The following is a 23,652-nucleotide window of genomic DNA, read 5'->3' as shown; positions in this document are numbered from 1 at the left end:
GCGCTCGGCCAAGGCCCGTACCTTGGAAGCTCTGGAGTCTGCCGTCGCCGAAGCCTTGGCGGCGGTAACGGCGGAGAACGCCTCCGCCTGGTTCGCCCATTGCAGTTATGGTCTACAGTAACTACGAAAATGGTCTAGATTATCAATTCCCCATGGCACAGACGGACTTTCCCAATTGTCGAGTCACGGGCAACTCGGAAGTAACAATCGGCGCATCCCTCGAAGAGGTACAGCCGGTCGGACTTAGAGTTCTATTCTCGCAAAAATGGACACCAAAGCGACTGAAGAGGAATCAGTTGTGCATAATCAGCAGGTTGGCAGCCGGACCTGTAAGCCGAATTCTGTCCGCCCTTGCGGGCGGGACGGTCATTCCTCTGGGCCGCGCATCACTGCCCGGCTCTAGCGACCTACCCGGAACTCATCCGCGCCGAGCCAGCGCGTGCCGGGATTGCTCCCGGACTGGTCCCCTATTTGGTCTTGCTCCGTGTGGGGTTTGCCCTGCCCCGTTTATTACTAAACGGGCGGTGCGCTCTTACCGCACCTTTTCACCCTTACCGATCGCTCGGCGGTATGTTTTCTGTGGCGCTTTCCGTCGACTGATCTAGAGCCACCCCGCCACGCGCAAAAGCGGCGCGCGTCGGGGACCCCGGACCAGCCTCCCGGACGTTATCCGGCACACTGCTCTGCGGAGTTCGGACTTTCCTCTGCCGCCGGTGAAGGCGACAGCGACCGTCCGGTCCGGCTGCCAACTTCCTAACTATACTCGATGAGCGGCCCTGGACCCCGATTCATCCGCAGCAATACGGGTACGCGCGCCTCGATTCCTCTGATACCCTGATCGGTACTTCCCCAAATGAATACCGCCGAAGGCATCCGCATCGCCCTGCACTCACTCTGGGCAAACAAGCTACGTTCCACTCTGACGCTGCTCGGCGTCGTAATTGGCGTGGCGGCGGTGATTGCCGTCGTCACCTTCGTCAACGGCATCAACGGCTACGTCGCGACCAAGATTTTCAACCTGGGCGCCGACGTGTTCATCGTGGCCAAGATTTCCCCGGTCATTACCAGCATTGACCAATTCCTCGAAGGGCAGAAACGCAAGGACCTCACCCTGGAGGACTACCATGCGGTGCTGGCCGGATGCCGCGGTTGCAAGCACACCGGTGCGAGCATCAACAGCATCGGGAAAGTACGCTACGGCGACCTGTCCAGCAGCGACACCATGATCCGCGGCATGACTCCGAGCATGGCGCCGATCCTCGACCTGGAAATCGTCGCCGGGCGCATGCTCAACGAAATTGACCTGCGCAACGATTCCCGCGTGGTCGTGATCGGCAGCGACGTCCTGGAAAAACTCATGCCGGGGGTCGACGCGATCGGGCGCGAGGTGCGCATTGACGGCGAAAGTTACACCGTAATCGGTCTCGGCAAGACGGAAGGGAAAACCCTCGGCCAGAGCCGCGATAATTACGTCATCGTGCCGATCACCGCCTGGATGCGGAAGTACGGGGCCCACAACAGCATTCGCATTCTCGGCAAGTCGGCCGGCGTGGGACCGCAACTCGATACCGCAATCGACGAGACGCGGGCCATCATGCGCTCCCGGCGGCACGACTTGGCGGGCGCGCCCGATTCCTTCAGCATCGAAACCAACGCCAGCTTTCTTGGCATCTGGGCCAACATCAGCGGCAGCTTCTTCATCGCCATGATCGCCATCGCCGCCATTTCGCTGGTGGTCGGCGGCATCGTGATCATGAACATCATGCTCGTCTCGGTCACCGAGCGCACGCGCGAGATCGGCATTCGCAAGGCTCTGGGCGCCCGCCGCTCGGATGTACTGCGCCAGTTCCTGATCGAATCCAGCACCATGGCCGTGGTGGGCGGCATGATCGGCGTCCTGTTCGGCATCGCCGTGGCGAAATCAGTCACGGCCCTCATTGGCATGCCATCGGTCATCAAGCTGTGGGCGATTGCAGCCGGCCTGGCGGTCTCGGCCAGCGTGGGAGTCTTCTTCGGTGTCTATCCCGCCCGCCGCGCCGCCGACCTGGACCCCATCGTGGCCTTGAGGTTCGAACTATAACCATGATCCAGAAGCGCGATTACGCCGAGATCGTCCGCATGGCCTGGGAGACGATTCGCAAGAACAAAATGCGCTCCGGGCTGACGATCCTCGGCGTGGTCATCGGCGTTGCGGTGGTCATCGCCATTTCCTCCGTGGTGCGCGGGTTGAACGCCAACGTCACTGGGGCGATTCAGTCCATGGGCTCCAATATCATCGTCGCCTATCACCAGGAGCCGTTTATCTTCGGGCGCATTCCAGAGGAGATGCGCAAACGCAAGGAATTGACCTATGAAGATGCGGTGGCCATGCGCGAGCTGCCGCACGTGCAGTCCGTCACTGCCGGAGTGCGGTTTTTCATGCGCCAGTTCGGCACCGGCACCTACGTCGTGAAATACAACGGGCAGAAGGCGAAGAACGTCATCCTCGAAGGCGACATGGCCTCTGCCCGTATCGTCTACGACCTTCCGATTGCCGAGGGCAGGTGGTTTGATGAGTTCGATGACCAGCACCGCACGCCCGTCATCAACCTCGGCGCCGAAACCGCTCACGAGCTTTTTCCCGCAGGCAATCCCATCGGCAAGGAGATCAACATCGAGGGGCAGCTTTTCCGCGTCATCGGCGTCATGGATCCGGTCAAGAGCGTCTTCGCCGGCGGCAAGAACCCGGACGACAACATTGTCCGCTTCCCGCTGAGCACGTTTCGCAAGCTCCATCCCGAGATCAAGGACCACTGGATCTCGGTGAAGGCCACTTCCCACGACGACATGCCGAAGGCGATTGACGAGATGCGCCAGTTGCTGCGCCGCCGCCGTCACGTTCCGCCCAGCGCCCCCGACAATTTCGCGATCATGACGCAGGATTCGCTCTCCGAGGTTTGGAACCAGGTGACCGGCGCGGTATTTATTTTCATGTTCGCCGTTTCCAGCGTCGGCCTGATCGTGGGCGGCGTCGGAGTGATGAATATCATGCTTGTGTCAGTGACCGAGCGCACCCGCGAGATCGGCGTGCGCAAGGCGGTTGGCGCGCGCAAACGTGACATCCTGCTGCAGTTCACCCTGGAGGCGGTGACGCTCACGGCCCTCGGCGGCTTGCTTGGAGTCTTACTGGGAGCCGTGCTGACCTACCTGGTGCGAGTCATCTGGTCGTCGCTGCCGGCCACCATGTCCATGTTCTGGACCATGACCGGCTTCTGGATCGCCTGCGCGACCGGACTGATATTCGGGATTTATCCCGCGTGGAAAGCTTCGAATCTCGACCCCATCGAGGCGCTTCGATACGAGTGATGCGCCGGTCGGCGGAAATCACTGAGCGCCGCCCAACTCATCTGATAGTCTTTTGCTGGTGATCGAGGAGGCATGGTTCAGCACCTTGTTCGGTTTTTAGAAGCGGTTGCGCTGCTCGGCACCCTGGCTGGCTGCGGGTACTACCTGCTGTGCCTGTGGAGCGCGCGCAGTTTCGTGCGCCACAGCCGCAAGCAGGGCATTGCCGCGGCCCTCTGGACCCCGCCTGTCTCCATTCTCAAGCCGTTGCGCGGCACCGATCCCGACATCTACGAAAGCTTCCGTAGCCACTGCGTTCTGGATTATCCCGAGTACGAATTGATCTTCGGCATCAGCGATCCCGACGATCCTGCCATCGCACTCGTCGCGCGTCTCCAAGCCGAATTTCCGGAGCGCAGCATCCGGCTCATGGTCTGTCCCAAGGTGCTGGGCACGAACCTGAAAGTCAGCAACCTGGTGCAAATGCTGCCCCTGGCCGCCTACGACTACCTGGTCGTGAACGATAGCGACATCCGCGTCGATCCTGACTACCTGGGGCGGATCGTGCGCGAGTTTGGCGACCCGCGCGTCGGGATGGTGACCTGCTTGTACCGCGGCATCGCCGGCAAGACGCTGGGCTCTCAACTGGAGGCCATCGGCATCAGCACCGACTTCAGCGCCGGCGTGCTGGCGGCGCGACAACTTGAAGGCATCCGCTTCGCGCTGGGCTCCACGCTGGCGTTTCCGCGCCAGTCGCTGGAGGCGATCGGCGGCTTCGAACCGCTGGTGGATTACCTGGCCGACGATTTCGAACTGGGCGCGCGCATCGCGAAGGCGGGCTTCGAGGTTCGCTTGTCCGATGTGGTGGTGGACCACCATTTGCCCGACTATTCGCTGCGCACCTTCCTCCAGCACCAGTTGCGCTGGGGACGCAGCACTCGCGACTCGCGCCGTTGGGGCTACACCGGCGTCATTCTGACCTTTGGACTTCCCTGGGCGCTGCTCGCGCTGCTACTTTCCGGCGGCGCAACCTGGGCGTGGGGTGTGCTGGCGGTTGCGGCTGCCCTGCGATTAGCCATGGCGATTGCCATCGGAACCAAGATCGTGCACGACCCCGACGTGCCGCGCTTGCTCGCGCTGCTTCCACTGCGCGACGTGGTCGCAATGATCGTCTGGATCGCCAGTTTTGCCGGCCACACCGTCGCCTGGCGCGGCGACGAATTCATCCTCGAAAAGGGCAAACTCCGCCCCACAAGGCAGTGGCCAGTGGTCAGTGGCTAGCAGGCTGGACTGACCCCTTCCTTAATCCAGCCCCTGCTCGATCATCACGTTCTCGCGCACGATCAGCCGGTGCGCCGCCATCTTGCGCAGCGTCGGCAGCACGCGCTGCACGTGCTCGTCGGTATCAACAAAGGTCAGCACCAGCGGCAGATGGCCGCCGGCGTCCACCAGGGATGAGGTGTGGACCCGCTGCCGTCCGGTGAATCCCCCGACGGCGTGCAACACCGTGGCTCCGGCAACGTTTTCCCGCCGCAAGTAATTCAGCAGCTCCATATGCAGCGGCAGGTGCTGCCACTCGTCCGCTTCGTTCAGGTACATCGTGACTTGGACTGCCATTTGGCCCTGCATTCTACAGCGCCCGCGCCAGCATTGCACCGGCCAGTACCGCTGCCAGCGAAAGCAGGTTGTTGGAAATGAAGTTCGCCGCCAGCAGCAGCCAGTGTCCCTGCTCGAAGTAGGCCAGGGTCTCGAACGCGTAGCTGGAAAACGTGGTGTAGGAGCCGCAGAACCCGATCGCGATCAGCAGCCGCCACTTCGGGTCGGCCAGCACCCGCTCAGTTGTCCAGATCATGAAAAACCCGAGCACCAAGCTGCCCGTAACGTTGATCAATAGCGTCCCATACGGAAACGCCGGGTCGAAGTGGCGCGCCACCGATCGGCTGAGGAGGTAGCGCGCATTGGCGCCGATCACGGCGCCCAGGGATATCCATAGTACGGCGAGCACGATGGAGCTCTCCTTCATTCGGCAAGTGCCGGAGTGGTAGGAGTCATCAGCCTCGCGGGGAGGCGGTTGAGGCGAACTCCATCGCCGCGCACAGTTTATCAGAACTGCAGACAGCCACGCCGCTGCTGCTGCCGCTTCTGGTAGTGGACCCGGTCAAAAAACCGAGACTACAGTCCCCCATCGGGGTTATAATGTTTACCTCCCCTCAAAATTTCAAGAGGTGTTCGATGCGCTCACCAGTGCCCGCACTGATCGCCGTAGCAGTCATACTTTCCGTGGTCGGAATCGCAGCGTACAGCACACGCTCGAACCCAACAGAGGCAGCGCCCGCAATCGTTTCCGCGCCAGTCCCAGCGCCCACCCCGGTAAAGGGCTGGAAAACTGTCGCCACACGATCCTTTGCGATGACGCCGAACTCAAAAGCCCGCTGGGATGTGCCGTACAAAGGCAAGGTGCGGATTGCTGTGAGTTCCGAATCACCAGTCAGCTTCAAACTGGACATCAGCGAGTGCGGAGCCGCCGATGTGCTGGATGCAATCGAAGAATGCAACATCACCAGTACGCCATTCGCAACACTGCTACTTGCTGACACGCGCGACCCGGGCTTCTCGCTGGGAAAAGCGCTAATCGGAATGAAAAGCAGGAACCCGAAGCTCAGCAACAGCATCGCTACCACGCGGACGACAGTCGAATTGTTGCGCTGGGAGTGCATTGCTAATTGCTCCCCTGAAGCGCGTTAGCGTCAGCGTTGAGCGCCGCTTGCCGGGGTGCCCTCGCAGACCTCGCTGGGATGTTCCGGGCCGTGGTCTCGCTGGATTTTTCGGGCCAAGCAATGCCGCCCCACTCGGGACGGCATTTACTGACACCTGACTCCTGACTACTACTTCACCCCCGCCAGTTCCTGCAATCTCCGCCAATTCTCCAGACGGTCCTGCTGCGCCGCTTTGATGGACGCGTCAGGATTGCCATCGGCGTCGAAGTGCCGCGCGAAGCGTCCTTCCGTCCTCGCAAAGCCGATGAAGTCCACCGCCTGGTTGGTTCGCGGGTCCACGTACCAGTCTTCCTTCAGCGCTGGATTTCCCGCCAGGCTCAGCCGTTCGCGGATCTTCTCGCCCTTGCGCGGATCGTAGACCATCAGCGGAAACGCCCTCGACTCCACCGCCAGCTTCTCCTGCAGCATCGACCGGTCGTCAGCCACGCCGTGTTCCGGCTGGCAGGTAGTGTAAGCGATCACCACCGCTGGACCCGGGAACTCGTTGGCCGCCATGATCGTCTTGTAGAAGTGACTGGGGTTGCCGGCGATCGCCTGCGCCACGAACGCGTTGGGGTGCATCATTAGGATCTGCCCCATCTCCTTGCGATGTTCCGTCTTCCCCGGGTTGATTTTGCCTACCTGCGACATCTTCGCGTCCTGCGACGTGAAAGTTGCCGTCGAAGCCTGCCCGCCGGTGTTGGAGTACACCTGCGTGTCCAGCACCAGCACCTTGATGTCCATGCCCGACGCCAGCATGCGGCTCAGCGACTGGAACCCGATGTCGTACATCGCTCCGTCGCCGCCCAGACACCACAGTTTGTAATCGTCGTGTCCTTCTTGATGCCAGCGCAGCCGGATGCCCATCGCGTCCGCCGGCGCATTCTCGAACAGCGAATTCGTCCACGGTACCGTGTACGGGTTGAACGGATACGTCGAGCCGAACACGCTGTTGCATCCGGTTGCGCCTACGATGCCGATCTTATCCGCCCCGTACACAAACCCGGTGGCCGCCAGCATCAGCCGGATCGCGGTGGCTTCGCCGCAGCCCATGCACGATCCCGCTCCGCCCACGAACAACTGCGAGCGGTCCGCCAGCATCATGTCGCCCAGCGACTTCTCATTCAGCAGCCGCGCCGGCGTCTCCGGCAGGTGATGATACAGGTCCATCATCAAGTCCATCCGGCCCAGGTTGCCGTTCTTCGGCTTCATCGCCAGCGCTTTGTGACTGCCGCACGACACCACGCACTCTCCGCAGCCCTTGCACTTGTCCGGATCCACGAAGATGCTGAACAGCCCGCCCTTCTCGCCCTTCTTTTCCGGAATCATCCAGTACTTCTGCGTCTTGACGAACTGCGCCTGCAACTCTGACCGCATGTCCGCGAGTTCGATCTTCGCCAACTGCTCCTGCAGTTCGTCCGGCTCCACCACCTTGCCGAGGATCGCGGTGTCCGGGCACGCGCTCACGCACTCCATGCACCCGACGCAATTCGCCGCCACCAACTCGGGGATGTCCGGCGCCAGCGTACGGAAGCTGCGCCGCATCGCGCTCGCCGCCGGCATGAAGCTGCGGCCCAGGTATTCGTCCGCCGCCAGATCGCTCTCCCGCCCGCGCGCGTAGTTGCCGATCACGTGTTCGCAGAAGTCCGGTTCCACGACTTCCGGCTGTTTGACCAGCAGGTCCGGAACTTTAAATTTATGCGACTTCTCCGCCGCCAGCACCACGTCCTCCGCCGGCATAACAATTTCCGTGACCTCGTCATACCCCCGCCGCGCCGCGTTGATGTTGTCCTCCACCACCGACCCGCCGCGCTTGCCGAAGTACTTGGTCAGCGTCTGGCGCAGCGACCCAAACAGCTTCTCGGCGTCCAGTCCCGCCTTCGCCGCGAACGGAGTCAGCTTCAGGAACGCGCCCAGCAGCACGATGCCCTGCATGCGGATTTGCAAATCCGTCCGCGTGGCGCAATCGCGCGCGATCTTCTGCGCGTCCAGCGCGTACAGTTTCAGCTTGCGCTCGCGGATGTTCTTGCGCGCACTCAGCGGGAGGCTCGTCCACACCTGCTCCGCCGGCAGAGTCGATTGCAGGTAAATCGTGCCCTCCGGCCTCAACCCCGCCAGCGGATCGCCGCTCAAAAACGCGTTCTGGTCCTGGATGGCGACAAAGTCCACGAGGTTCAGCTCCGCGTGCATCCGGATCACCTCCGGCGCCAGCGTGAGGTAGTAGTTCGTCGGCAGACCCTTCTTCTCCGACCCGTACTTCGGGAACGCCTGCGCGTACAAGCCGAACAGGTCGCTCGCCACCGCCGCGATCACCTTATTGGTCGTGACCGACCCGAATCCGCCCACCGAATGTCCGCGCAGCGAGAACGCTCCTGCCGGCCGCACGTCGGGATCCACCGTGATCTCCAACGCATCGGGATGCTTGACCCCCAGCATGAAGAACCGCTTGCCGTTGCCATGCGCCATGTTCTCCGCCGCCGCCACAAAGTGTCCCGGCCGCAGGTCGCGCCCGCCCAGTCCCGCCACACCCGAATAAATCTCCGGGATGTGCCGGATGCGGTCGCCGCTGGTTCCCATGTGCGCGTCCGCCAGCGCCGCCTTGATCTCGACGGTCAGCGGGTTCGACTCCATCAACGGCACGTCGCAGCGCTCGATCACCGCCGCTGCCTTCACGTGCTGCAAGGCCAGCGCCAGCTCCCACGACGGGAATGGCCGGAAGCTCACCACCGTAATGGCGCCGATATTCATGCCCTTGCTGCGCAGGTAATCGATTGTCGCTTCCGCCGTATCCATCATCGATCCCATGCCGATGACCGCGTACTCCGCGCCTTCCATCCGGTACTGCTTCAGGAAATCGTAATGCCGCCCGGTGAGCCTGCCGTAGTCCTCGAACGCCTGCGACAGCGCCGGCCCGACCCGGTCGTAGAAATACCGCTGCGCCACTTTGCCCTTCATGTAGCTGTCCTGGTTCTGCACGCAGCCGGTCAGCACCGGTTTGGCCGGGTCAAATAGCTTGCGCAGCCGCAGCTTCGGGTCGCCGACGAACTCCTTCATCAGCTCTTCTTCCGGCAGACGGATCGTCTCCAGCGTGTGCGTCGTCAAGAACCCGTCCTGGCAGCTCATGAACGGCGTTTCACTGTCCTCGGCCGCTCGCCGCGCAATCACCGCGAGATCGGCGCACTCCTGCGCATTACGCGCGAACAGGATGCCCCAGCCCACGTCGGCCACCCCCATCACGTCGTCGTGCCCGGCATGCACGTTCAGCGAGTGCGAGGTCAGCGCGCGCGCTCCAATGTGGAACACCGCCGGCAGACGCTTGCCGCTGATCACGTACAGCACCTCCTTCATCAGAATCAGACCCTGCCCGGAGGTGAAGTTGGTCACGCGTCCGCCGGCCAACGCGAATCCTTCGCAAGCCGACGCCGAGCTGTGTTCCGACTCCGGCTCCAGGAATTGCACCGGCTCGTCCCACAGGTTCTTGGTTCCATTGGCGAACTCCACCGCAAAACCGTCTCCCATCGGCGTCGACGGCGTAATCGGGTAGGCGCATGCGCCCTGCGCGATGTGGCTTTCCACCCACACCACCGCGCCCGATCCGTCGGCCGTCGTCTCGATGCCCGGATACCGGACCTTGTTTTTCGCCTCTGCCGCATTCTCCATCTCGATTGCCGTTGCCATTTCGTCCTCTCTTTCGCGCGCCCATGGCGCTGCGGTCAACGCAGGTATGCGTTAAGAATTTGCGGAACTTGTACCCACTCGGCGTATCGTCTGGTTTTGTGGTTTTGGTCGGAATAGCTGCGCCGAAGCACTGTGGGGTGACCTCTATGGAGTGGAGGTGACGGGCGATCCCGTCCGGGCGCTCAGTCGTATAGCGTCCCCTTCGCCCTGGCCTAAAGCATGGCCTCAGTATCTGTCCATGGTCTTCTTACGCCTTCGCAGGGGCAGTGATAGGGGTCACAATCAGGGGTGATATTTCTCACTTCCCACCCCTCCCGTCTGGACTACGCTCGGCTTGTAGTTAGGGCACGCTCGCGGGGTAGGGCAAGGACCGGTAGAGCAGGGCCTTCAGCTTGCCCATGACCTGCTCGCCGTCCATCGCTGTGCCCGGTAGAGCAGGGCTCGGTAGGTTCCGGCTTCAGCCGTGACCGAGGCGCCGAGCGCCGAAGCCCTGCGGTTGAGCTTCGAGTGGACTGGCGGCCTAGCCGCCGAGGGACTTTTGTTCACACCTTACAACTCGCAACTCGCAACTCACGCCGCCATCGACGTCCTCTTCCACCCCAGTTCCCGCACCTCACCCGGTTCCTGCCCGCTTCACCCGCCCAGCGAAGCCCAACTGGACCAAGCCGGCATCGGCCAGGCCCTGGTCTCGCAATGCAAGAAGTGGTCCTGCGAACGCCAGTGGATGTGCGTCGACACTCGCCTCGAAGACGTCCTCCGCTACACCGAATCCTCTTCCCGCTTCATCGGCCTCGCCGGCTACAACCCCTTCGACATCACCGAGAGCCTCCGCGAGATCGAACTCGCCGTCACCGCCCATGCTTTTCGCGGCGTCTACCTGCACGCCGACAGTTTCAAGCTCCCGCTCACCGACGCGCGCATCTACCCGCTGTTCGCCAAGGCCGCCGAACTCGCCGTTCCCGTGCTCGTGCAATTACCCGCCACCTGCAATCTGCCTGACAACGCCGGCCAGCTCGTCTGCGATTTTCAGGATCTCTCCCTCGTCCTGGCGCAGCTTCATCCCCAGTTGGCCGATATCGCCGCCATCGCCGGTCGTTGCGAGAACGTCTTCTTCGCCCTCGATCCCGGCGCTTTGGTCCATCTGAAGGAATCTTGGAGAGCGCGCCATTCCGAGCGCGACGACCCACAATCGAACTTCTTTTCAGGAGTCTTTCAGGAACGATGTATGTGGGGCAGCAACGGAATGGATTGGTCTGATGCCCTGCGCGCTGCCGATTCCCTGCCTATGCTGCCCGAAACCAGGGAACATTTTCTCCGCCTTAATGCCCGGCGCGTCTTCGCCTTTGACCAGCCGCCCGTCTCGCGCACCCCGCGCTCAGCCCTCACCGAAATCTTAGCCGCCGAAAGATAGTCCCGCAGGGACGTCCGCTTTAGCCCAGGGCGGCAGTCCTGGGTTTGAGTGTCAGTGAGGACAAGAGAGCCGCAAGCACGGCGAGAGTTCGCAGAAACCGTAGGAGCAAACTATTGTCGTGACTCGGTACTCGGGACTTGCGACTCCGGACTTTTTTTCCGTCGATCCTCGACGGAGCAGGCGGCGCTTCTTCAGGTCGGAATTCCCAGCTTAGGCAAGAGCCACTGCGTCACCACCACCCAAGCTGCCACGACAACAACAAACCACATCCATTCAGGCATGATTGCGGCCCCTTGTGGCCATATCCATCATAGCTTATTGCGGGAGATTCGTTTGTTGCAGCCTTGCGCCTGAAGCCTGAAGCCTAAGGAAACTCTGATCAAGTACGTCGTCAGTCCTTCAGCGGCTAAAGCCGTGCTATTTCTGCGGCATTTACGGGCGGCCTGAAGGCCGTCCCCTTCAAAAACCGGAGTTGATCAGACCCTCCCGAAAGCCTGCCCGCCTACTTCCACCACAATCCCCACACCACATCCACCGTCGCGTGCGTGATCGCCGAAGCCGTCAGCCGCCGCCGGTCCAGCCACGCTCTCCCATAAAACACGCCCGCCATCGTCGCCATGATCACGTACCGCCAATTGAATGGCAGCGGCTTGTTGAAATGCGCCAGCCCAAAGATCACCGCCGCCAACGCCAGCGCGCGCCCGCGCCCCACTCGCGGCTCCAGCAGGTTCTGCAGCAGCCCGCGAAAGAAGAACTCCTCGGGAACGGCGACAAAGAAAAACGTGATCAGGTACGAGGCTGCCATCACTGCCGCGTCCGGCTTCCGGGGAGTCCAATGAATGAACCCCAGCGCCAGTCCCAGCCCAATCGCGATCGGCGCATAAAGCGCCCACTCGCGTAGCCCGATCGCAACATCGCGCAGGCGTATACGAAAATCGAACCCCACTCCCTCCAGCCCGCGCACCACCAGAAACGCGTACAGCGCACCGTCCACCAGCAGAAACTTCGGCAGCGCGCTCAGCCCCGGATGCGGCCACGCTCCCGCCAGCAGACGAAACTCCACCGGCGCTCCTACCACCACCAGTGCGGCCACATCCTGCCAGCTCAATGCGCCATCACGCGGCGGCACGAACTCAAACATCGCCGCCAGTCCCACCGGGATGGCGAACAGAACGGCCGCGTAGTACCAGCGAAACTCTCCCCGCGGAATCGCGAACACCAGGTACGCGACCAGCAGGGCTCCCGGCGCCAGCACGCGCGCCATTGGGTTGGTCAGCGCTCGCCGTAGCGCACCCGCCGCTCCAAATCCAAACGCCCAGTACGGCGCCAGCAACAGCGAGAAGCTGGCAAACGCGCTCGCCATGTGGCCACCGATGCGCGTGCTCATGTCATAGCGCCGCGCCACCAACCCGAACGCCACCAATAGCGCCGCCAGCGTCACAGCCCACGGCATCGCGTTGAAGCGCTCGGTGCGTTGCACGCTCGGCGGCGACATGGTGCTATCACTCCCTGCCGAACTGGTCATCGGTCATAGGATGCCGGCGCGGCACTCAGGGATGAAGTTGGAGCGCGCTCGCCCCGAGCGCCATGTATTTCCCGCCCGCTACAATAGATATGGGTACCGACTGCGATGCCGATCACAGACTCAGGTCCGGCCCAATCGGCAATCGACAATGTTGATTCGGTCTCAAACGTTGCAGAGCGAACCCGAAACTGCACCTCGAAACTGAAACTATGCGCAAGTTCTCCTGCTCCGCCATCCTCTTCGACCTCGATGGCGTGCTCATCGAATCCCGGCCCGCGGTCGAGCGCCAATGGTCCATCTGGGCGCGCGAACACCATCTCGATCCCACCCAGGTCATCCATGTCGCGCACGGCCGCCCGACCATCGAAACCATCCGTGAGGTCGCGCCTCAACTCGACGCCGCCGCCGAAGCCAACCTCCTAGAGCAGCGCGAAATCGCCGACCTCGACGGCCTCCGCGCCATTCCCGGCGCCGCCGACCTGCTCGCCAACATTCCTCCCGACCGCTGGGCCGTGGTGACCTCTGCCACGCGCGCCCTGGCCACCACGCGCCTGCGTGCCGTCAGCCTGCCTGTTCCTCGGACGATGGTTTCGGCCGACGACATCACCTGCGGCAAGCCCGATCCCGAACCCTACCTGAAAGGCGCCGCCGCGCTTGGTTTCCAACCGCGCCAGTGCGTTGTCATCGAGGACGCGCCTTCCGGCATCCAAGCTGGCAAAGCCGCGGGCATGCGCGTTGTCGCCCTTCCCACCACTTACGCGCTGGAAGAACTCCGCCACGCCGACGTGCTCATCATGCGCCTCTCCGACATCCACCTCGCCGTCACCGCCGCGCCCGGCCGTGAGGCCATCCATCTCGAACTCCTGGCGCCCGGCACATGAGGCGAAAATTCGCGCGCGCCTTGCTCTATGCGGTTGCCGTCCTCGCAATCATCTACGGCGGCGACGAACTCTCGCTTCGCTTCCGCATCCCCAATCGCGAGCCGCTCGGATCGGTCACGGTCTATCGTTATTACGCCCTGCACAAGACCAAGCAGAAGACCAGTTACATGTTCGCCGAACCCGAGGCGCAGCCCTGCGTCCATTCGCTCTTTCCACACCTCGGTCATCCGCCCTGCTGGTACCTCGCCCGCCATACCGAGCAGCGCATCGACTACGAATAGCCTTACACAGCGCCCGTCGCGCCGCGCCATCACCCTTCCGGCAGATCGCCGCAGCAGCCTCGCCACGTTCCCAAATCTGCACCCGTGCAGAAACCGAACGGAGCCGCGGGAAATTGCCCCGCGCGGTGGACCGTTTCGGCGCAATCCCGTCTACGCTAAGTGGTTAGACGCCACGCTAATCGTGCGCAACGACATTATGGGCAGACGCCAACAGAAGCGGCTCCGCATCGCCCTCCCGGTGACTATCTCCGGCCTGGACAGCAACGGCAATCCGTTCACCCAGAGCGCGACTACGGTGGAGATCAGTCCGGGCGGCGCGCGCCTGCGCGGGGTGCGCTGCTTGCGCGGCCGTGGCGATCCCGTCCAGGTGGAATACAAGGGCAAGCGGGCGAGCTATCGCGTCGCCTGGATCGGGCACCCGGGAAAGGATGGCGACGATGTGGCCGGCCTCGAAGGGCTGGAAGGGGCGGCGCTGCTGTTCGCCGAGCATCTGCCCGCAGCCAACTTTCCCGGGCTCGGCGCCGAAGCGGACCCTTACGTCGATCCCGCTGCCGCGCCCGCGGCTGCGCCCCTGGATCATGCCGCCTTGGAGCGCCGCGAAACCCAGCGGCGGCTGCAGGAACGCCGTCGCTATCCGCGTTTCAACTGCGCCGGCGTCGCTGGCATCTGGGAGAACGGTCAGGAACATGCCATCACCGGCCGCCTCAACGAAATCAGCCTCGGCGGCTGCTATATCGAGATGATGTCGCCTGTCCGCGTCGGCACCGGAATCCGCATGGAACTCGCGGTCAATAGCCGCAGCATGCGACTGGAAGGCATCGTGCGCGTTTCCACGCCGACTTGCGGCATGGGCGTTGAGTTCACCAAGATCGCGCCCGGCGATGCGGAGAAACTGCACCGCGTCGTTGCGGAACTGAGCGGCGAAGCCGCGGCGGAGGCTTCGGCACCGCCCGCGCCGCCGAAGCCCGCGCGCGCCGACAACACTCCCAGCCAAGAGCTCGACGAGGCGATCCTGCTCTGGTTCGGCTCGCACGATACGCTCTCACGCCAGGACTTCCTCAACCTGATCGAACAAGTGAAGCACGCCACGAAGGAATTCATCCATGCCTAACCGCGAAAATGATGTCGATATGCGCCCGTGATCGAGGTGGAGGAACTGGAAGAAATTAAGAAGTCGGAATGCAGAAGTCAGAAGTAGGAATCTTCGCTTTGTATTCTGGCTCGACTGCTCTCGGCTTGACGGCTTCATGGTTCTACTTCTTCACTCTTACTTCTTACATCTGACCTTAAGAAGCTTCCGCGGAATCCGCTGGTTCTTCTTCGCCATGCATCAGTCCGTATTTTTTCAGCTTATAGCGCAGGGCGTCGCGGCTGATGTCGAGCAGGCGGGCGGCATGGGTCTGGTTTCCGTTGGCCTGCAGCATCGCCATATCCACCAGCGTTCGCTCGACTTCCTCCAGCGATGTCCCGCCCTCGGGAATCGACAGGCGCGGCAGGCTGCGCCCGTTCGGGAGCGGCTGCGCGCTTTCTCCGGCGACCGCTTCGAACGCCGTCATCCCGCTCGGCGCGCGGCCCACCGAGAACGGCAGATAAACCGGGCAGAGCGAATCTTCTTCCTCCAGGATCATGGCGCGCTCGATGGCGTTTTTCAGCTCGCGTACATTGCCGGGCCAGTCATGGGCGAGCAGCAGTTTGCGGCTCTCGTCGGTGATCCCGCGAATCGCTTTCCGAAACCTGCGGTTGTAGCGCTCGATGAAGAAATCGACCATCGGCAGGATGTCTTCCTTGCGCTCGCGCAGCGGCGGCAGAAAGATCGAGATGATCGCCAGCCGGTAATACAAATCCTGGCGGAATTGACCCTCGCGCACCGCTTTTTCCAAGTCGCGATTGCTGGCCGCGATGACGCGCACGTCCACCTGCATGTCTTTGACGCCGCCGACGCGCCGGATCACCTGGTCTTCCAGCACCCGCAGCAGCTTGGCCTGCAGCAGCGGCGAGAGCTCTCCGATCTCGTCCAAAAACAGCGTGCCGCCGTCAGCCATTTCGAACAGGCCCTTCTTCATCTGCTTGGCGTCGGTAAAGGCGCCGCGCTCGTGCCCGAACAGCTCGGCCTCCATCAGCATTTCCGGGATCGCCGAGCAGTTGATGGCGACAAACGGCTTCTCGTGGCGCGTGCTCTCGTAGTGAATGGCCTTGGCGATCAGATCCTTGCCGGTGCCGCTTTCGCCCTGGATGAGAATGGTGGTGGCTTCGCTGGACGCAACCTTGCGCACGAAGCCCATCAGCTCGGTCATTTTTTTCGAGACGCCGATGACCTCGTGATATCCCGTCTTGCGCCGCACCTGTCCGCGCAGCGCCTCGACTTCGGTCTTCAGCTTGGTGGCTTCCAGCGCGTTTTTGGTGGTGACGGCGAGCTCGTCGAAATTAATCGGCTTGCCGACAAAGTCGTAGGCGCCCAGCTTGAGCGCCGCCTTCACGTCGTCGAGCTGCGGATCGGCGGTGATCATGATGACCGCGCGCGCGTCGCCATTCTGCTTAAGCTGCTGCAGCACTTCCAGGCCGCCGATGTCGGGCAGGCGCACGTCGAGCAGCACCAAGTCGGGCGACTCGTTGTGGGCGAGCTTCAGCGCGGCCTGGCCGTTTTCCGCCTCGACCGTCTGGTATCCCCACTCCTCGCACTTCTGGCGCAGCGACCAGCGCACCAGCTTCTCGTCATCGACGATGAGGACTTTGTCTCGCGACATCTCTAATTACTCTACTACGCCGGACGCACAAGGCGTTGTGACAAACCTCACTGCCGGGCTTGACCAGCCTAAAGCTTCCGTCCCAAGGCCGCCTGCCCCGGCAGCAGAAAGGTCTTCGGAAATTTGCCTTCGCCGCACAGCTTGAATGAGCCAAAGTCCTTGTACCATGGCCCTTCCGGCACTTCCGGCTTCGATTCCATCCAGATTCGCAGCCGGTTTAGGTCGCTGAGACCGACATTACGGTCGTGCATACGTTCGACCAGATGGTCTCGAATGGCATGCGGAAGGCGCGACCAGGTTTCGATCTGGGGCATTACTCGCCGAAGACCATGCGGCCCAATTCGTCGCCCAGGCTCTTCACTTGTTCGGGATCCGACGCGGCGCGAAACCGTTCGGCGAGTTTGAAGAAATCGCGCTCTCTCTGTTTTTGGGCTTCGATCCCTTGTTCGATCAACTCCACCAGAACGCGGTTATCGCTGAGACGGCGCCGTTTCGCCAAGGCGTCGACCTGATTTGCAACTTCGCGCGGCAGCGTCACACTCCGGCGGACCCGTTTTGCCGATACTCGTTTCGCTACTGCCATTGCATCATTTTACACCCAAATGGTGCATGCGCGTGGCGAACTGGGAAAGGCATTGTTGATGCCGATTGTGGGTTGCCGATCTTGCGGGGCGCGCCGCAGAACCCAGCCCGGCACGTGGTGCCGGGTTGGAAATCGAATATGATCGCGAGGCCCGCAGGGACGGCAGAGCCCGCCTCCCGACGCGATAGATTCGGCTGGCGTGAACCATACTCGCGTCTCTCTCCGCGTTCACTGCATCTTCTCGGCGAAGAACCGCGACCACGCTGTTCCGGATGACTTGCAGGATCGCGCCTGGGCCTTCATCGGCGGCATCGCGCGGCGTTGCGGGATGACCGCCATCGCCGTCGGCGGCATGGCCGATCATGTGCACACTCTTCTTCTGCTCCCGCCGACAATGCGTTAGCAACCGCCGTGCAAAAGATCAAGGCGAATTCATCGCATTGGATTCACGAGCAGACCGGCAGGCCGTTCCAGTGGCAGGAAGGATATTCCGCTTTCAGCGTGAGCATTTCGCAGACCGAGGCCACGGTGGATTACATTCTTCACCAGAAGGAACACCATCAGAAGCGTGGCTTCTGCGAGGAATTGGCGAAAATCCTGGCGCGCCACGGGATGTCGTGAACTCTGCCGTCCCTGGCGGGACTCGGAATTGTTCAAATGCGCTTTTCCCGGCACTCACGTGCCGGGCTGGGTTCTGCCGCCCCTGCGGGGCTGGCATTTGTGAAGCCCCCTTGGGTAGGCCCGGATTGCTACCCACAATAGTTCACTTGCACTTCCATTTGACGCACACGGGCTTGCCCTCGATAATTCTCGTCTCGACACAAACTCGTTCGCCAGCACAATCCTGGAACAGCGCAGGCCCGGTGGGCGTCTTGGCGCTCTTAATGTCTCCAAATGCCGCGTCTAGATCGGAGGATTTCGGCAGGGTGTCTTGATCGCCGATCACGGTGACATATGCAGGCTTCTTATTGATGGTGCCGACCTGATAGTCCACGGCAAAGCCCTTGTCGGCGAAGGTGGTTTTGATCGGCTTTTCAAGCTTGTAGTCCGCGCCGTCGCCGCTGAGGACAAAGCGATCTTTCTTGAGCGCCTCGGTGACCGCCTTTCGTGAATCGCCCTGCCCCTTCGCTTTCAGGTCAGCTGTATTTTGGCCATAGGATTGGGCCGCCTTGCGCGATGGGGAGAGCATGTGTCGTCAAGCTGCGTGATGGTAGGGTCGTATCTTGGCGACTTGCTTTTTGTTCTGCTGCCTTGCGGTCGCCAATTCGTAGGCCGCTTGCAGGTTCATCCAGAATTCAGGCGTCGTGTTGAAGAATACGCCGAGACGGACGGCCATATCCGCACTGATTCCCTTCTTCTTCAAGACAATGTCGCTGACGCTTTGCGGGGTAACTCTAATCCCCTTGGCCAACGCATAACCCGACAATTTGAGCGGCTTAAGAAACTCCTGTTTGAGAATCTCTCCGGGGTGCAAGGCCCAAGCCGCTGGCCCACTCCGTTGATATGACATGCGCAGCCTCCGCTCAGTGGTAGTCCGTGATTTCGACCTCGTACGCATCGCCATCTTTCCACGTAAACGCCACGCGCCACTGGTCATTGATCCAGATCGCGTGTTGATGGGACCGTTCGCGTTCAAGAGGATGGAGCTTATTTCCGGGAGGACTCTTGAGGTCGTCCAGTGCCACAGCCGCATCTACCATTTGCAACTTCCGCTTTGATACGGATCGCAAATTTCCCGGCGGCCTCTTTGCGCTTTTCCCGGTTTGCCAAAATTTCGCCGTTTCGGCATCGGCAAAAGACTTGATCACGAATGCCCTGACACTAGATTATGTCATTGATCATGTCAAGCATTATTAATGTATAACATGATGGTAAGAACATCGCAGCAAACGCGGCTGCTAACCACGCCTGAGCGGCAGCAGCACCTCAAACGTCGAGCCCTTGCCCACTTCGCTCTGCACCGTGATCTTTCCTCCGTGATCTTCCACGATGCGGCGCGCCAGCGACAGGCCCAGTCCGGTGCCGCGGCCCTTGGTGGTGTAGAAGGGGCGGAAGATGTAGGGCAGGTGCTCGGGCTTGATGCCCTTGCCGGTGTCGCGCACGCTGACCACGGCCAGGCCATCGCGCGCGGAAACATCCACGTCCACCTGCCCTGGCTCGGCTGCAGCGTGATCCATCGCCTGAATCGCGTTCAGCAACAGGTTGAGCAGCACCTGGTGAATCTGCCCGGTATCGTGTTCCACCAGCAACTGCCCGTCGGACCTGTGCAGCTCGACCTTCACCGGCTTGGACAGCGCCTGCTGGCGCGCGAAGATGACGGCATGTTCGGCGGTGGCATTCAGGTCGGCGGCGCGATAATCGGGCGGCTTGGGACGCGCCGTCTGCAGCAGGTCGGTGACGATGCGGTTGACGCGCATGACTTCCTGCTTGACGTCCTTAAGCACGTCGCGCGCGGGACTCGTCTCCGGCAGGTCGCGCCCGATGATATCAATCACGCCGGCAATGCCCGCCAGCGGATTGCGAATCTCGTGCGCCAAACCGGCGGCGAGTTCGCCCAGCGTGGCCAAGTGCTCGGCGCGCGACATCTGCGTGTTATGCAGGCGTTCGATCTCCTGGCGCGACTCGCGCAGTTGCGTGACCATCTGGTTGAAGTTGCGGCCAAGCTGGCCGATGTCGTCGGTGCGCGCGGCGAAGCTGACCGTGACATTCAAATCGCCGTCGCGCACGCGCTGGATTTTGTCCTCCAGTTCCGCCATTGGCCCGCTGAGCACCAGGCTAAGGGTCAGCACCAGCACGGCGCAGATGGCGATGGCGCCCACGGTGGCGACCACCAGCACGGTGCGGCGCTCGCCCGCGCCCAGCGACAGGGTCGCCAGGATGAACAGCAGCAGGCCGTTCAACAACACGGCCAGCACCGGCAAAAGTGCCCTGAGCTGCCAGTTCAGGCGCAGACGGAGCAAGGAGTTCTCCTCGCGAGGAGTCGTTAGGGAGATTGTAGCGCGCAGAAGAGTTTCGAGTTTCAGTTTCAGTTTCAGTTTTCAGCAGCGGGCGTAGCGGCTAGACCGGATTCGAAAATAGTGTAGCCGCCGTTCCATGTACCTCAGCGGCTGAAGCCGGCGTGATTGCTGGGAGTCGCCGCAGGCCTGAAAGGCCTGCGGCACCCAAGGTACCGAGACAGACAATCCTAGACTGCCCTAACGACGAAGCTGGGGCAAACGCGGATGACTGAAACCGAAACCTGAAACTGCCCTCAAAAAGCTTCACGTTTCAAGGCTGCGGATCCGTAAAACGGAAACCTTGAAACGTGAAACTATGTAAAACCAAATTGTCTGCGGTTCGCGCAGGGCCTAAAACCCGTTGCTTCCCGCCTTCGAATGGCAAAGCCGAAGCTATGCCCTCCTGGATACTTACTGTAGCAGTTGCAGTTCCAAATTGGCGCTCAATTCAAGGTACATGTACCTATGCGTACGCGTGCAAGCCCGGCAGCAGGTAGGTGACGCCGAAGAAGGTGAACATCACGACCGCGAAGCCCAGGATCGCGAAGTACGCCGCACGGCGCCCGCGCCAGCCGCGGGTAATGCGCATGTGCAGATAGCCGGCGTACACCAGCCAGGTGATTGCCGCCCAGGTTTCCTTCGGGTCCCAGCTCCAGTACGAACCCCAAGTCTGGTTGGCCCAGTAGGCGCCGACGGCGATCATCGCGGTCAGCAGCGGGAAGGCGATGCCGATCGTTTTGTAGGTGATGCGGTCGAGCGCGTCGGCGCTGGGCAGCAGGCGCTCCAGGCCGGCGCGCCGCCAATAAAGCATCAGGTAGAGTAGCGATGCGAAGATCGCGGTGATCAGCCCGGAAAGAATAAACGGGCTGGCGGCCAGCGCGGTGGGGAACAAGCCGTCGGCGTCAAGGGAGGCATAGGCCGCGCCGCGCGTGCGCAGAATGAACCCGCCGAGCGCGATTACCTGCAGCGCAATGCTGATGAACACCGCGCGGTTAGCCACGGTCAGAAAGTTTTCCCGCTTCCTCCACTTAGCCATGGCGTAAATCGCCAGCGGTACCACCGAGGCGAGCAGCACCAGCAGGAAGATCCAGCCCAGGTCGGGGATGGTGACCATCAACCGCACGCCCTTCTGGATGAAGATTTCTTCCTTGTTCTGCGCATCCCAGGCGGAAACGACCAGTCCGCCCCACTTTTCGAATCGCGTCATGATGCCGAGATAAATTGCCGTAACAATTCCGCTGGTGGTAGCGAGGAAAGTTTCGGTCTTCATCTGGTCTTGGATAAGGAACATCATGGCCAATGCGAAGCTGAGCGCGCAGGCGGCGTAGGCCAGCATCGCCAGCGTGACGTGCACCTGCAGCCAGGTGGATTGCAGCGCCGGAACCAGCGGGTGCACCGCCGAGGGCAAAAGCTGCATCAGGATGACTCCGGTGACCGCCAGCGGCATCGTGACCGTGCCGATCACCTTCACTTTGTACTTGCGCTCGGCGAGCAGCGTGAGCGCGGCTACGGTCCACACAAAGCTCAGCAGCATCTCGTAGATATTGGCGAAGGGCGGACGTCCCGCAATGTACCAGCGGTGTCCGGCGGCCAGCGTGTTGGCGGCGAAACCGATCGCGGTCGCGAGGGAAGCGAATTTGACGTAGCGCTCCACCCCGGTGACGCCGAAGCCGATGTACAGCGCCGAGGCGCCGCCGTAGAAAATCAGCGCCAGGTAGAGCAGGTTGCTCTCGTTGAACAGATTGCCCTGCTTCACCACGCTCAGAAACGCCATGAATGTCAGAAACGCCATCCCCAGCGCGACGCCGATCAGCAAGCCGTTGTTGGAGCTCGCGGGATGTTGTTCAATTCTCGCCACGGCACGCGACATGATTTACTCCTCCCTCATCTCTTCCTACGCCTGAACCAGTCGTTTGCCGGCGGGGACGCTCTCCTGTTCGTCCTGCCTGTCTAGTTCGGCGCGAATGTCTTCCACTAACTTGGTGAAGCTCTCCTGGTAGTGTTCACGGTTTTTGTCGGCGGCGGCGCCGACCCACAGTGCCAGGCCGTTCTTGGTTTCGACCGCGATCGCCCAAAAGCGCTGATGCACCAGGTAGAACGCCATGACCAAGCCGACGGCCATCAACAAGCATCCGGCCCACACCAGCCACTGGCCGGGCTCGTGCGAGACTTGCAGGCCGGTGTAGGCGGCCATCTGCATGTCGGCAAATTCGAACTGGTAGGGCGAGCTGCCGCTCTGCTGGTGCATGGCCGGGAACAGCCAGACTTCACTCTTCGCCTGCGTCGCCGTGTTGGTGATGACCAGCCGGATCGCCGGATTCACCGGGTCCTTCGAGCGGGCGTAGACCTGGCCGTCGCGCATTACGAAGTCGGGAATGAAATCGGCCAGCGCGACCTTGGTATCGGCATCGAGTTGCGCCGCCTGGTTGAGACGCAGCGTGATCTGCCTGGTTTCGCCTTTGGCAGTGGCGTTGAGCAGCAGCGACTCGACTTCGCCCGTCTGCCCGTAGCCCGATTGATAAAAGCGGATACCGTGCGTGACCAGCGGATCGTTGACCACGATCTCCTTGCGCAGAACCTCGCGGCCCTTGTCGATGACAGTGAGCTTCGACCACCACTTCTTGGGCGTGCCGTCGGGATAATTTTCCTGACCGGTGCCGTCGCAGCGCAGAGTGAAGGGCAGCGGGCGCGTGACGCCGTTCGGTTGCTCCAGTTTCGAGGCGCTCTGGCCGGGCGTGAGCATCAGATAGCCCTTGTAGCCGAGGAAGGCGTCGACGATGCCGCCCGCCAGGATCAGCAGCAGGCTGGTATGCACCACGTAAACCGCAAGCGGTGACCAGCGGTTCTTCTCGGCGTAGATGGCGGTCTGGTTGTTTTCGACGGTGCGTTGTGGCTTGAGCCCGGCGTTGCGGAATGCTTTCTCCGCCGCGATAATGCCAGCTTCCGCATGGCTGATCGCCAGACTCCGCTGCATGGGTAGCACGGCGCGGAAATGCGGTTCGGGGCGGCGATACGGACGCGACACCAGCCGCCACGCTTTCGGGAAACGGTCGATGGAGGCGAACACGATGCTGACACCCAGCACCGCCATCAGCAGCGCGAACCACCAACTGTGATACACGTCCGTCAGGCCGGTTTGGTCAAGCCAGCGCAGGGTTTGCGGCGCGTAGGCGCGGGCCATCTGGTCGGCATCGGTCATGGGCCGCTGCAGAATCAAAGTGCCAGCCGCGGCGACCACTCCCAGGATGATGAGCAGAATGATTCCCGTCTTGACGGAGGCAAAGGCTCGGAATATGCGGTTTCCCACACTGGACTTGGCAGCCATTTCACTCCTCTACAGACAAAAATGCACGTTTCCGGCCATACAGGCGGTTCACCCAAGCTGTTGGGAAGCAACCATTTAACCACACGAGGGAGGACTGTGGACGGGGGCGATGGGCCATATCACCCACCTGTGTGATGCCGGGGCGCGGAAT

The 23,652-nt window shown here is 61.8% G+C and carries 21 protein-coding genes, 1 other RNA gene and 2 pseudogenes; 8 read left to right on the top strand and 16 right to left on the bottom strand.

Translation table 11 applies throughout. The features are described 5' to 3' along the window. Positions 1-314 precede the first annotated feature (314 nt). Positions 315-745, bottom strand: an RNA gene (gene rnpB / locus LAN64_06240) — RNase P RNA component class A. A 108-nt stretch (positions 746-853) separates the two neighbouring features. Here rnpB and LAN64_06235 point away from each other — a divergent pair. The 3 genes from LAN64_06235 (at position 854) to hpnI (ending at position 4,602) form a co-directional block, all read left to right on the top strand. Next, the gene (locus tag LAN64_06235; protein ID MBZ5567434.1) at positions 854-2,080 is read left to right on the top strand and encodes an ABC transporter permease; all 1,227 of its coding nucleotides are present in this window, start codon (positions 854-856) and stop codon (positions 2,078-2,080) included. A 2-nt stretch (positions 2,081-2,082) separates the two neighbouring features. Next, entirely contained in the window at positions 2,083-3,345 is a 1,263-nt protein-coding gene (locus LAN64_06230) for an ABC transporter permease (GenBank protein MBZ5567433.1), read from the top strand. Positions 3,346-3,417: 72 nt separating this feature from the next. Further along, positions 3,418-4,602 (top strand): bacteriohopanetetrol glucosamine biosynthesis glycosyltransferase HpnI, encoded by a 1,185-nt coding sequence (gene hpnI, locus LAN64_06225; GenBank protein ID MBZ5567432.1) that lies wholly within the window; start codon positions 3,418-3,420, stop codon positions 4,600-4,602. A 21-nt stretch (positions 4,603-4,623) separates the two neighbouring features. On the opposite strand, the gene LAN64_06220 is transcribed toward hpnI, so the two are convergent. From LAN64_06220 to LAN64_06200, 5 genes and pseudogenes are all read right to left on the bottom strand, one after another. Further along, the gene (locus LAN64_06220; protein MBZ5567431.1) at positions 4,624-4,950 is read right to left on the bottom strand and encodes a DUF190 domain-containing protein; all 327 of its coding nucleotides are present in this window, start codon (positions 4,948-4,950) and stop codon (positions 4,624-4,626) included. A 1-nt stretch (position 4,951) separates the two neighbouring features. Next, the gene (gene crcB / locus LAN64_06215) at positions 4,952-5,344 is read right to left on the bottom strand and encodes a fluoride efflux transporter CrcB (GenBank protein ID MBZ5567430.1); all 393 of its coding nucleotides are present in this window, start codon (positions 5,342-5,344) and stop codon (positions 4,952-4,954) included. A 187-nt stretch (positions 5,345-5,531) separates the two neighbouring features. Further along, positions 5,532-6,038: a hypothetical protein gene (locus LAN64_06210; GenBank protein MBZ5567429.1), complete on the bottom strand. Its 507-nt coding sequence runs from the start codon at positions 6,036-6,038 to the stop codon at positions 5,532-5,534. Between the two features lie 168 nt (positions 6,039-6,206). Beyond that, positions 6,207-7,817, bottom strand: coding sequence for a thiamine pyrophosphate-binding protein (locus LAN64_06205; GenBank protein ID MBZ5567428.1), 1,611 nt, complete (start codon positions 7,815-7,817; stop codon positions 6,207-6,209). After that, positions 7,800-9,737 (bottom strand): annotated as a pseudogene (locus LAN64_06200) (2-oxoacid:acceptor oxidoreductase family protein). Before LAN64_06200 ends, LAN64_06205 begins: the two are co-directional and overlap by 18 nt. 481 nt (positions 9,738-10,218) lie before the next feature. Between LAN64_06200 and LAN64_06195 the strand changes: the two are divergent. Further along, positions 10,219-11,166: an amidohydrolase family protein gene (locus LAN64_06195; GenBank protein MBZ5567427.1), complete on the top strand. Its 948-nt coding sequence runs from the start codon at positions 10,219-10,221 to the stop codon at positions 11,164-11,166. 502 nt (positions 11,167-11,668) lie between these two features. Here LAN64_06195 and LAN64_06190 read toward each other — a convergent pair. After that, positions 11,669-12,661 (bottom strand): CPBP family intramembrane metalloprotease, encoded by a 993-nt coding sequence (locus tag LAN64_06190; GenBank protein ID MBZ5567426.1) that lies wholly within the window; start codon positions 12,659-12,661, stop codon positions 11,669-11,671. Positions 12,662-12,900: 239 nt separating this feature from the next. On the opposite strand from LAN64_06190, the gene LAN64_06185 reads away from it, so the two are divergent. From LAN64_06185 to LAN64_06175, 3 genes are all read left to right on the top strand, one after another. Continuing rightward, positions 12,901-13,572: an HAD family hydrolase gene (locus tag LAN64_06185; protein ID MBZ5567425.1), complete on the top strand. Its 672-nt coding sequence runs from the start codon at positions 12,901-12,903 to the stop codon at positions 13,570-13,572. Then, positions 13,569-13,853, top strand: coding sequence for a hypothetical protein (locus LAN64_06180; protein ID MBZ5567424.1), 285 nt, complete (start codon positions 13,569-13,571; stop codon positions 13,851-13,853). The genes LAN64_06185 and LAN64_06180 overlap by 4 nt, the downstream gene beginning before the upstream one ends. 196 nt (positions 13,854-14,049) lie before the next feature. Further along, positions 14,050-14,964, top strand: coding sequence for a PilZ domain-containing protein (locus tag LAN64_06175; protein MBZ5567423.1), 915 nt, complete (start codon positions 14,050-14,052; stop codon positions 14,962-14,964). 175 nt (positions 14,965-15,139) lie between these two features. Here LAN64_06175 and LAN64_06170 read toward each other — a convergent pair whose 3' ends face one another. The 3 genes from LAN64_06170 to LAN64_06160 all read right to left on the bottom strand — a co-directional run bounded on the left by LAN64_06170 (position 15,140) and on the right by LAN64_06160 (position 17,135). Then, on the bottom strand, positions 15,140-16,597 hold the full coding sequence (locus tag LAN64_06170; protein MBZ5567422.1) for a sigma-54 dependent transcriptional regulator: 1,458 nt from the start codon (positions 16,595-16,597) through the stop codon (positions 15,140-15,142). A gap of 68 nt (positions 16,598-16,665) precedes the next feature. Next, a complete protein-coding gene (locus LAN64_06165; protein MBZ5567421.1) occupies positions 16,666-16,911 on the bottom strand; it encodes a hypothetical protein in 246 nt (81 codons plus the stop codon). After that, complete coding sequence (locus LAN64_06160) at positions 16,911-17,135, bottom strand: hypothetical protein (GenBank protein MBZ5567420.1); 225 nt, start codon at positions 17,133-17,135, stop codon at positions 16,911-16,913. The genes LAN64_06165 and LAN64_06160 overlap by 1 nt, the downstream gene beginning before the upstream one ends. A gap of 244 nt (positions 17,136-17,379) precedes the next feature. Here LAN64_06160 and tnpA point away from each other — a divergent pair. After that, a pseudogene (gene tnpA / locus LAN64_06155) lies at positions 17,380-17,801 on the top strand (IS200/IS605 family transposase). A 142-nt stretch (positions 17,802-17,943) separates the two neighbouring features. Here the strand turns inward: tnpA and LAN64_06150 are convergent. The 6 genes from LAN64_06150 to LAN64_06125 form a co-directional block, all read right to left on the bottom strand. After that, on the bottom strand, positions 17,944-18,369 hold the full coding sequence (locus LAN64_06150; protein ID MBZ5567419.1) for a hypothetical protein: 426 nt from the start codon (positions 18,367-18,369) through the stop codon (positions 17,944-17,946). Positions 18,370-18,375: 6 nt separating this feature from the next. Further along, positions 18,376-18,690: a HigA family addiction module antidote protein gene (locus LAN64_06145; GenBank protein ID MBZ5567418.1), complete on the bottom strand. Its 315-nt coding sequence runs from the start codon at positions 18,688-18,690 to the stop codon at positions 18,376-18,378. Positions 18,691-18,703: 13 nt separating this feature from the next. Further along, positions 18,704-18,988, bottom strand: a complete 285-nt coding sequence (locus tag LAN64_06140; GenBank protein MBZ5567417.1) for a type II toxin-antitoxin system RelE/ParE family toxin — start codon at positions 18,986-18,988, stop codon at positions 18,704-18,706. A gap of 90 nt (positions 18,989-19,078) precedes the next feature. Further along, positions 19,079-20,140: a HAMP domain-containing protein gene (locus tag LAN64_06135; GenBank protein ID MBZ5567416.1), complete on the bottom strand. Its 1,062-nt coding sequence runs from the start codon at positions 20,138-20,140 to the stop codon at positions 19,079-19,081. A 499-nt stretch (positions 20,141-20,639) separates the two neighbouring features. After that, positions 20,640-22,046 (bottom strand): c-type cytochrome biogenesis protein CcsB, encoded by a 1,407-nt coding sequence (gene ccsB, locus LAN64_06130; GenBank protein MBZ5567415.1) that lies wholly within the window; start codon positions 22,044-22,046, stop codon positions 20,640-20,642. Between the two features lie 24 nt (positions 22,047-22,070). After that, positions 22,071-23,501 (bottom strand): cytochrome c biogenesis protein ResB, encoded by a 1,431-nt coding sequence (locus LAN64_06125; protein MBZ5567414.1) that lies wholly within the window; start codon positions 23,499-23,501, stop codon positions 22,071-22,073. Between the last annotated feature and the right edge of the window lie 151 nt (positions 23,502-23,652).

This window comes from Terriglobia bacterium, assembly GCA_020073185.1.
Lineage (GTDB): Bacteria > Acidobacteriota > Terriglobia > Terriglobales > Acidobacteriaceae > JAIQGF01.
The sequence above is the reverse complement of the archived record's forward strand: the minus strand, read 5'-3'. Positions and strand labels throughout refer to the sequence as shown.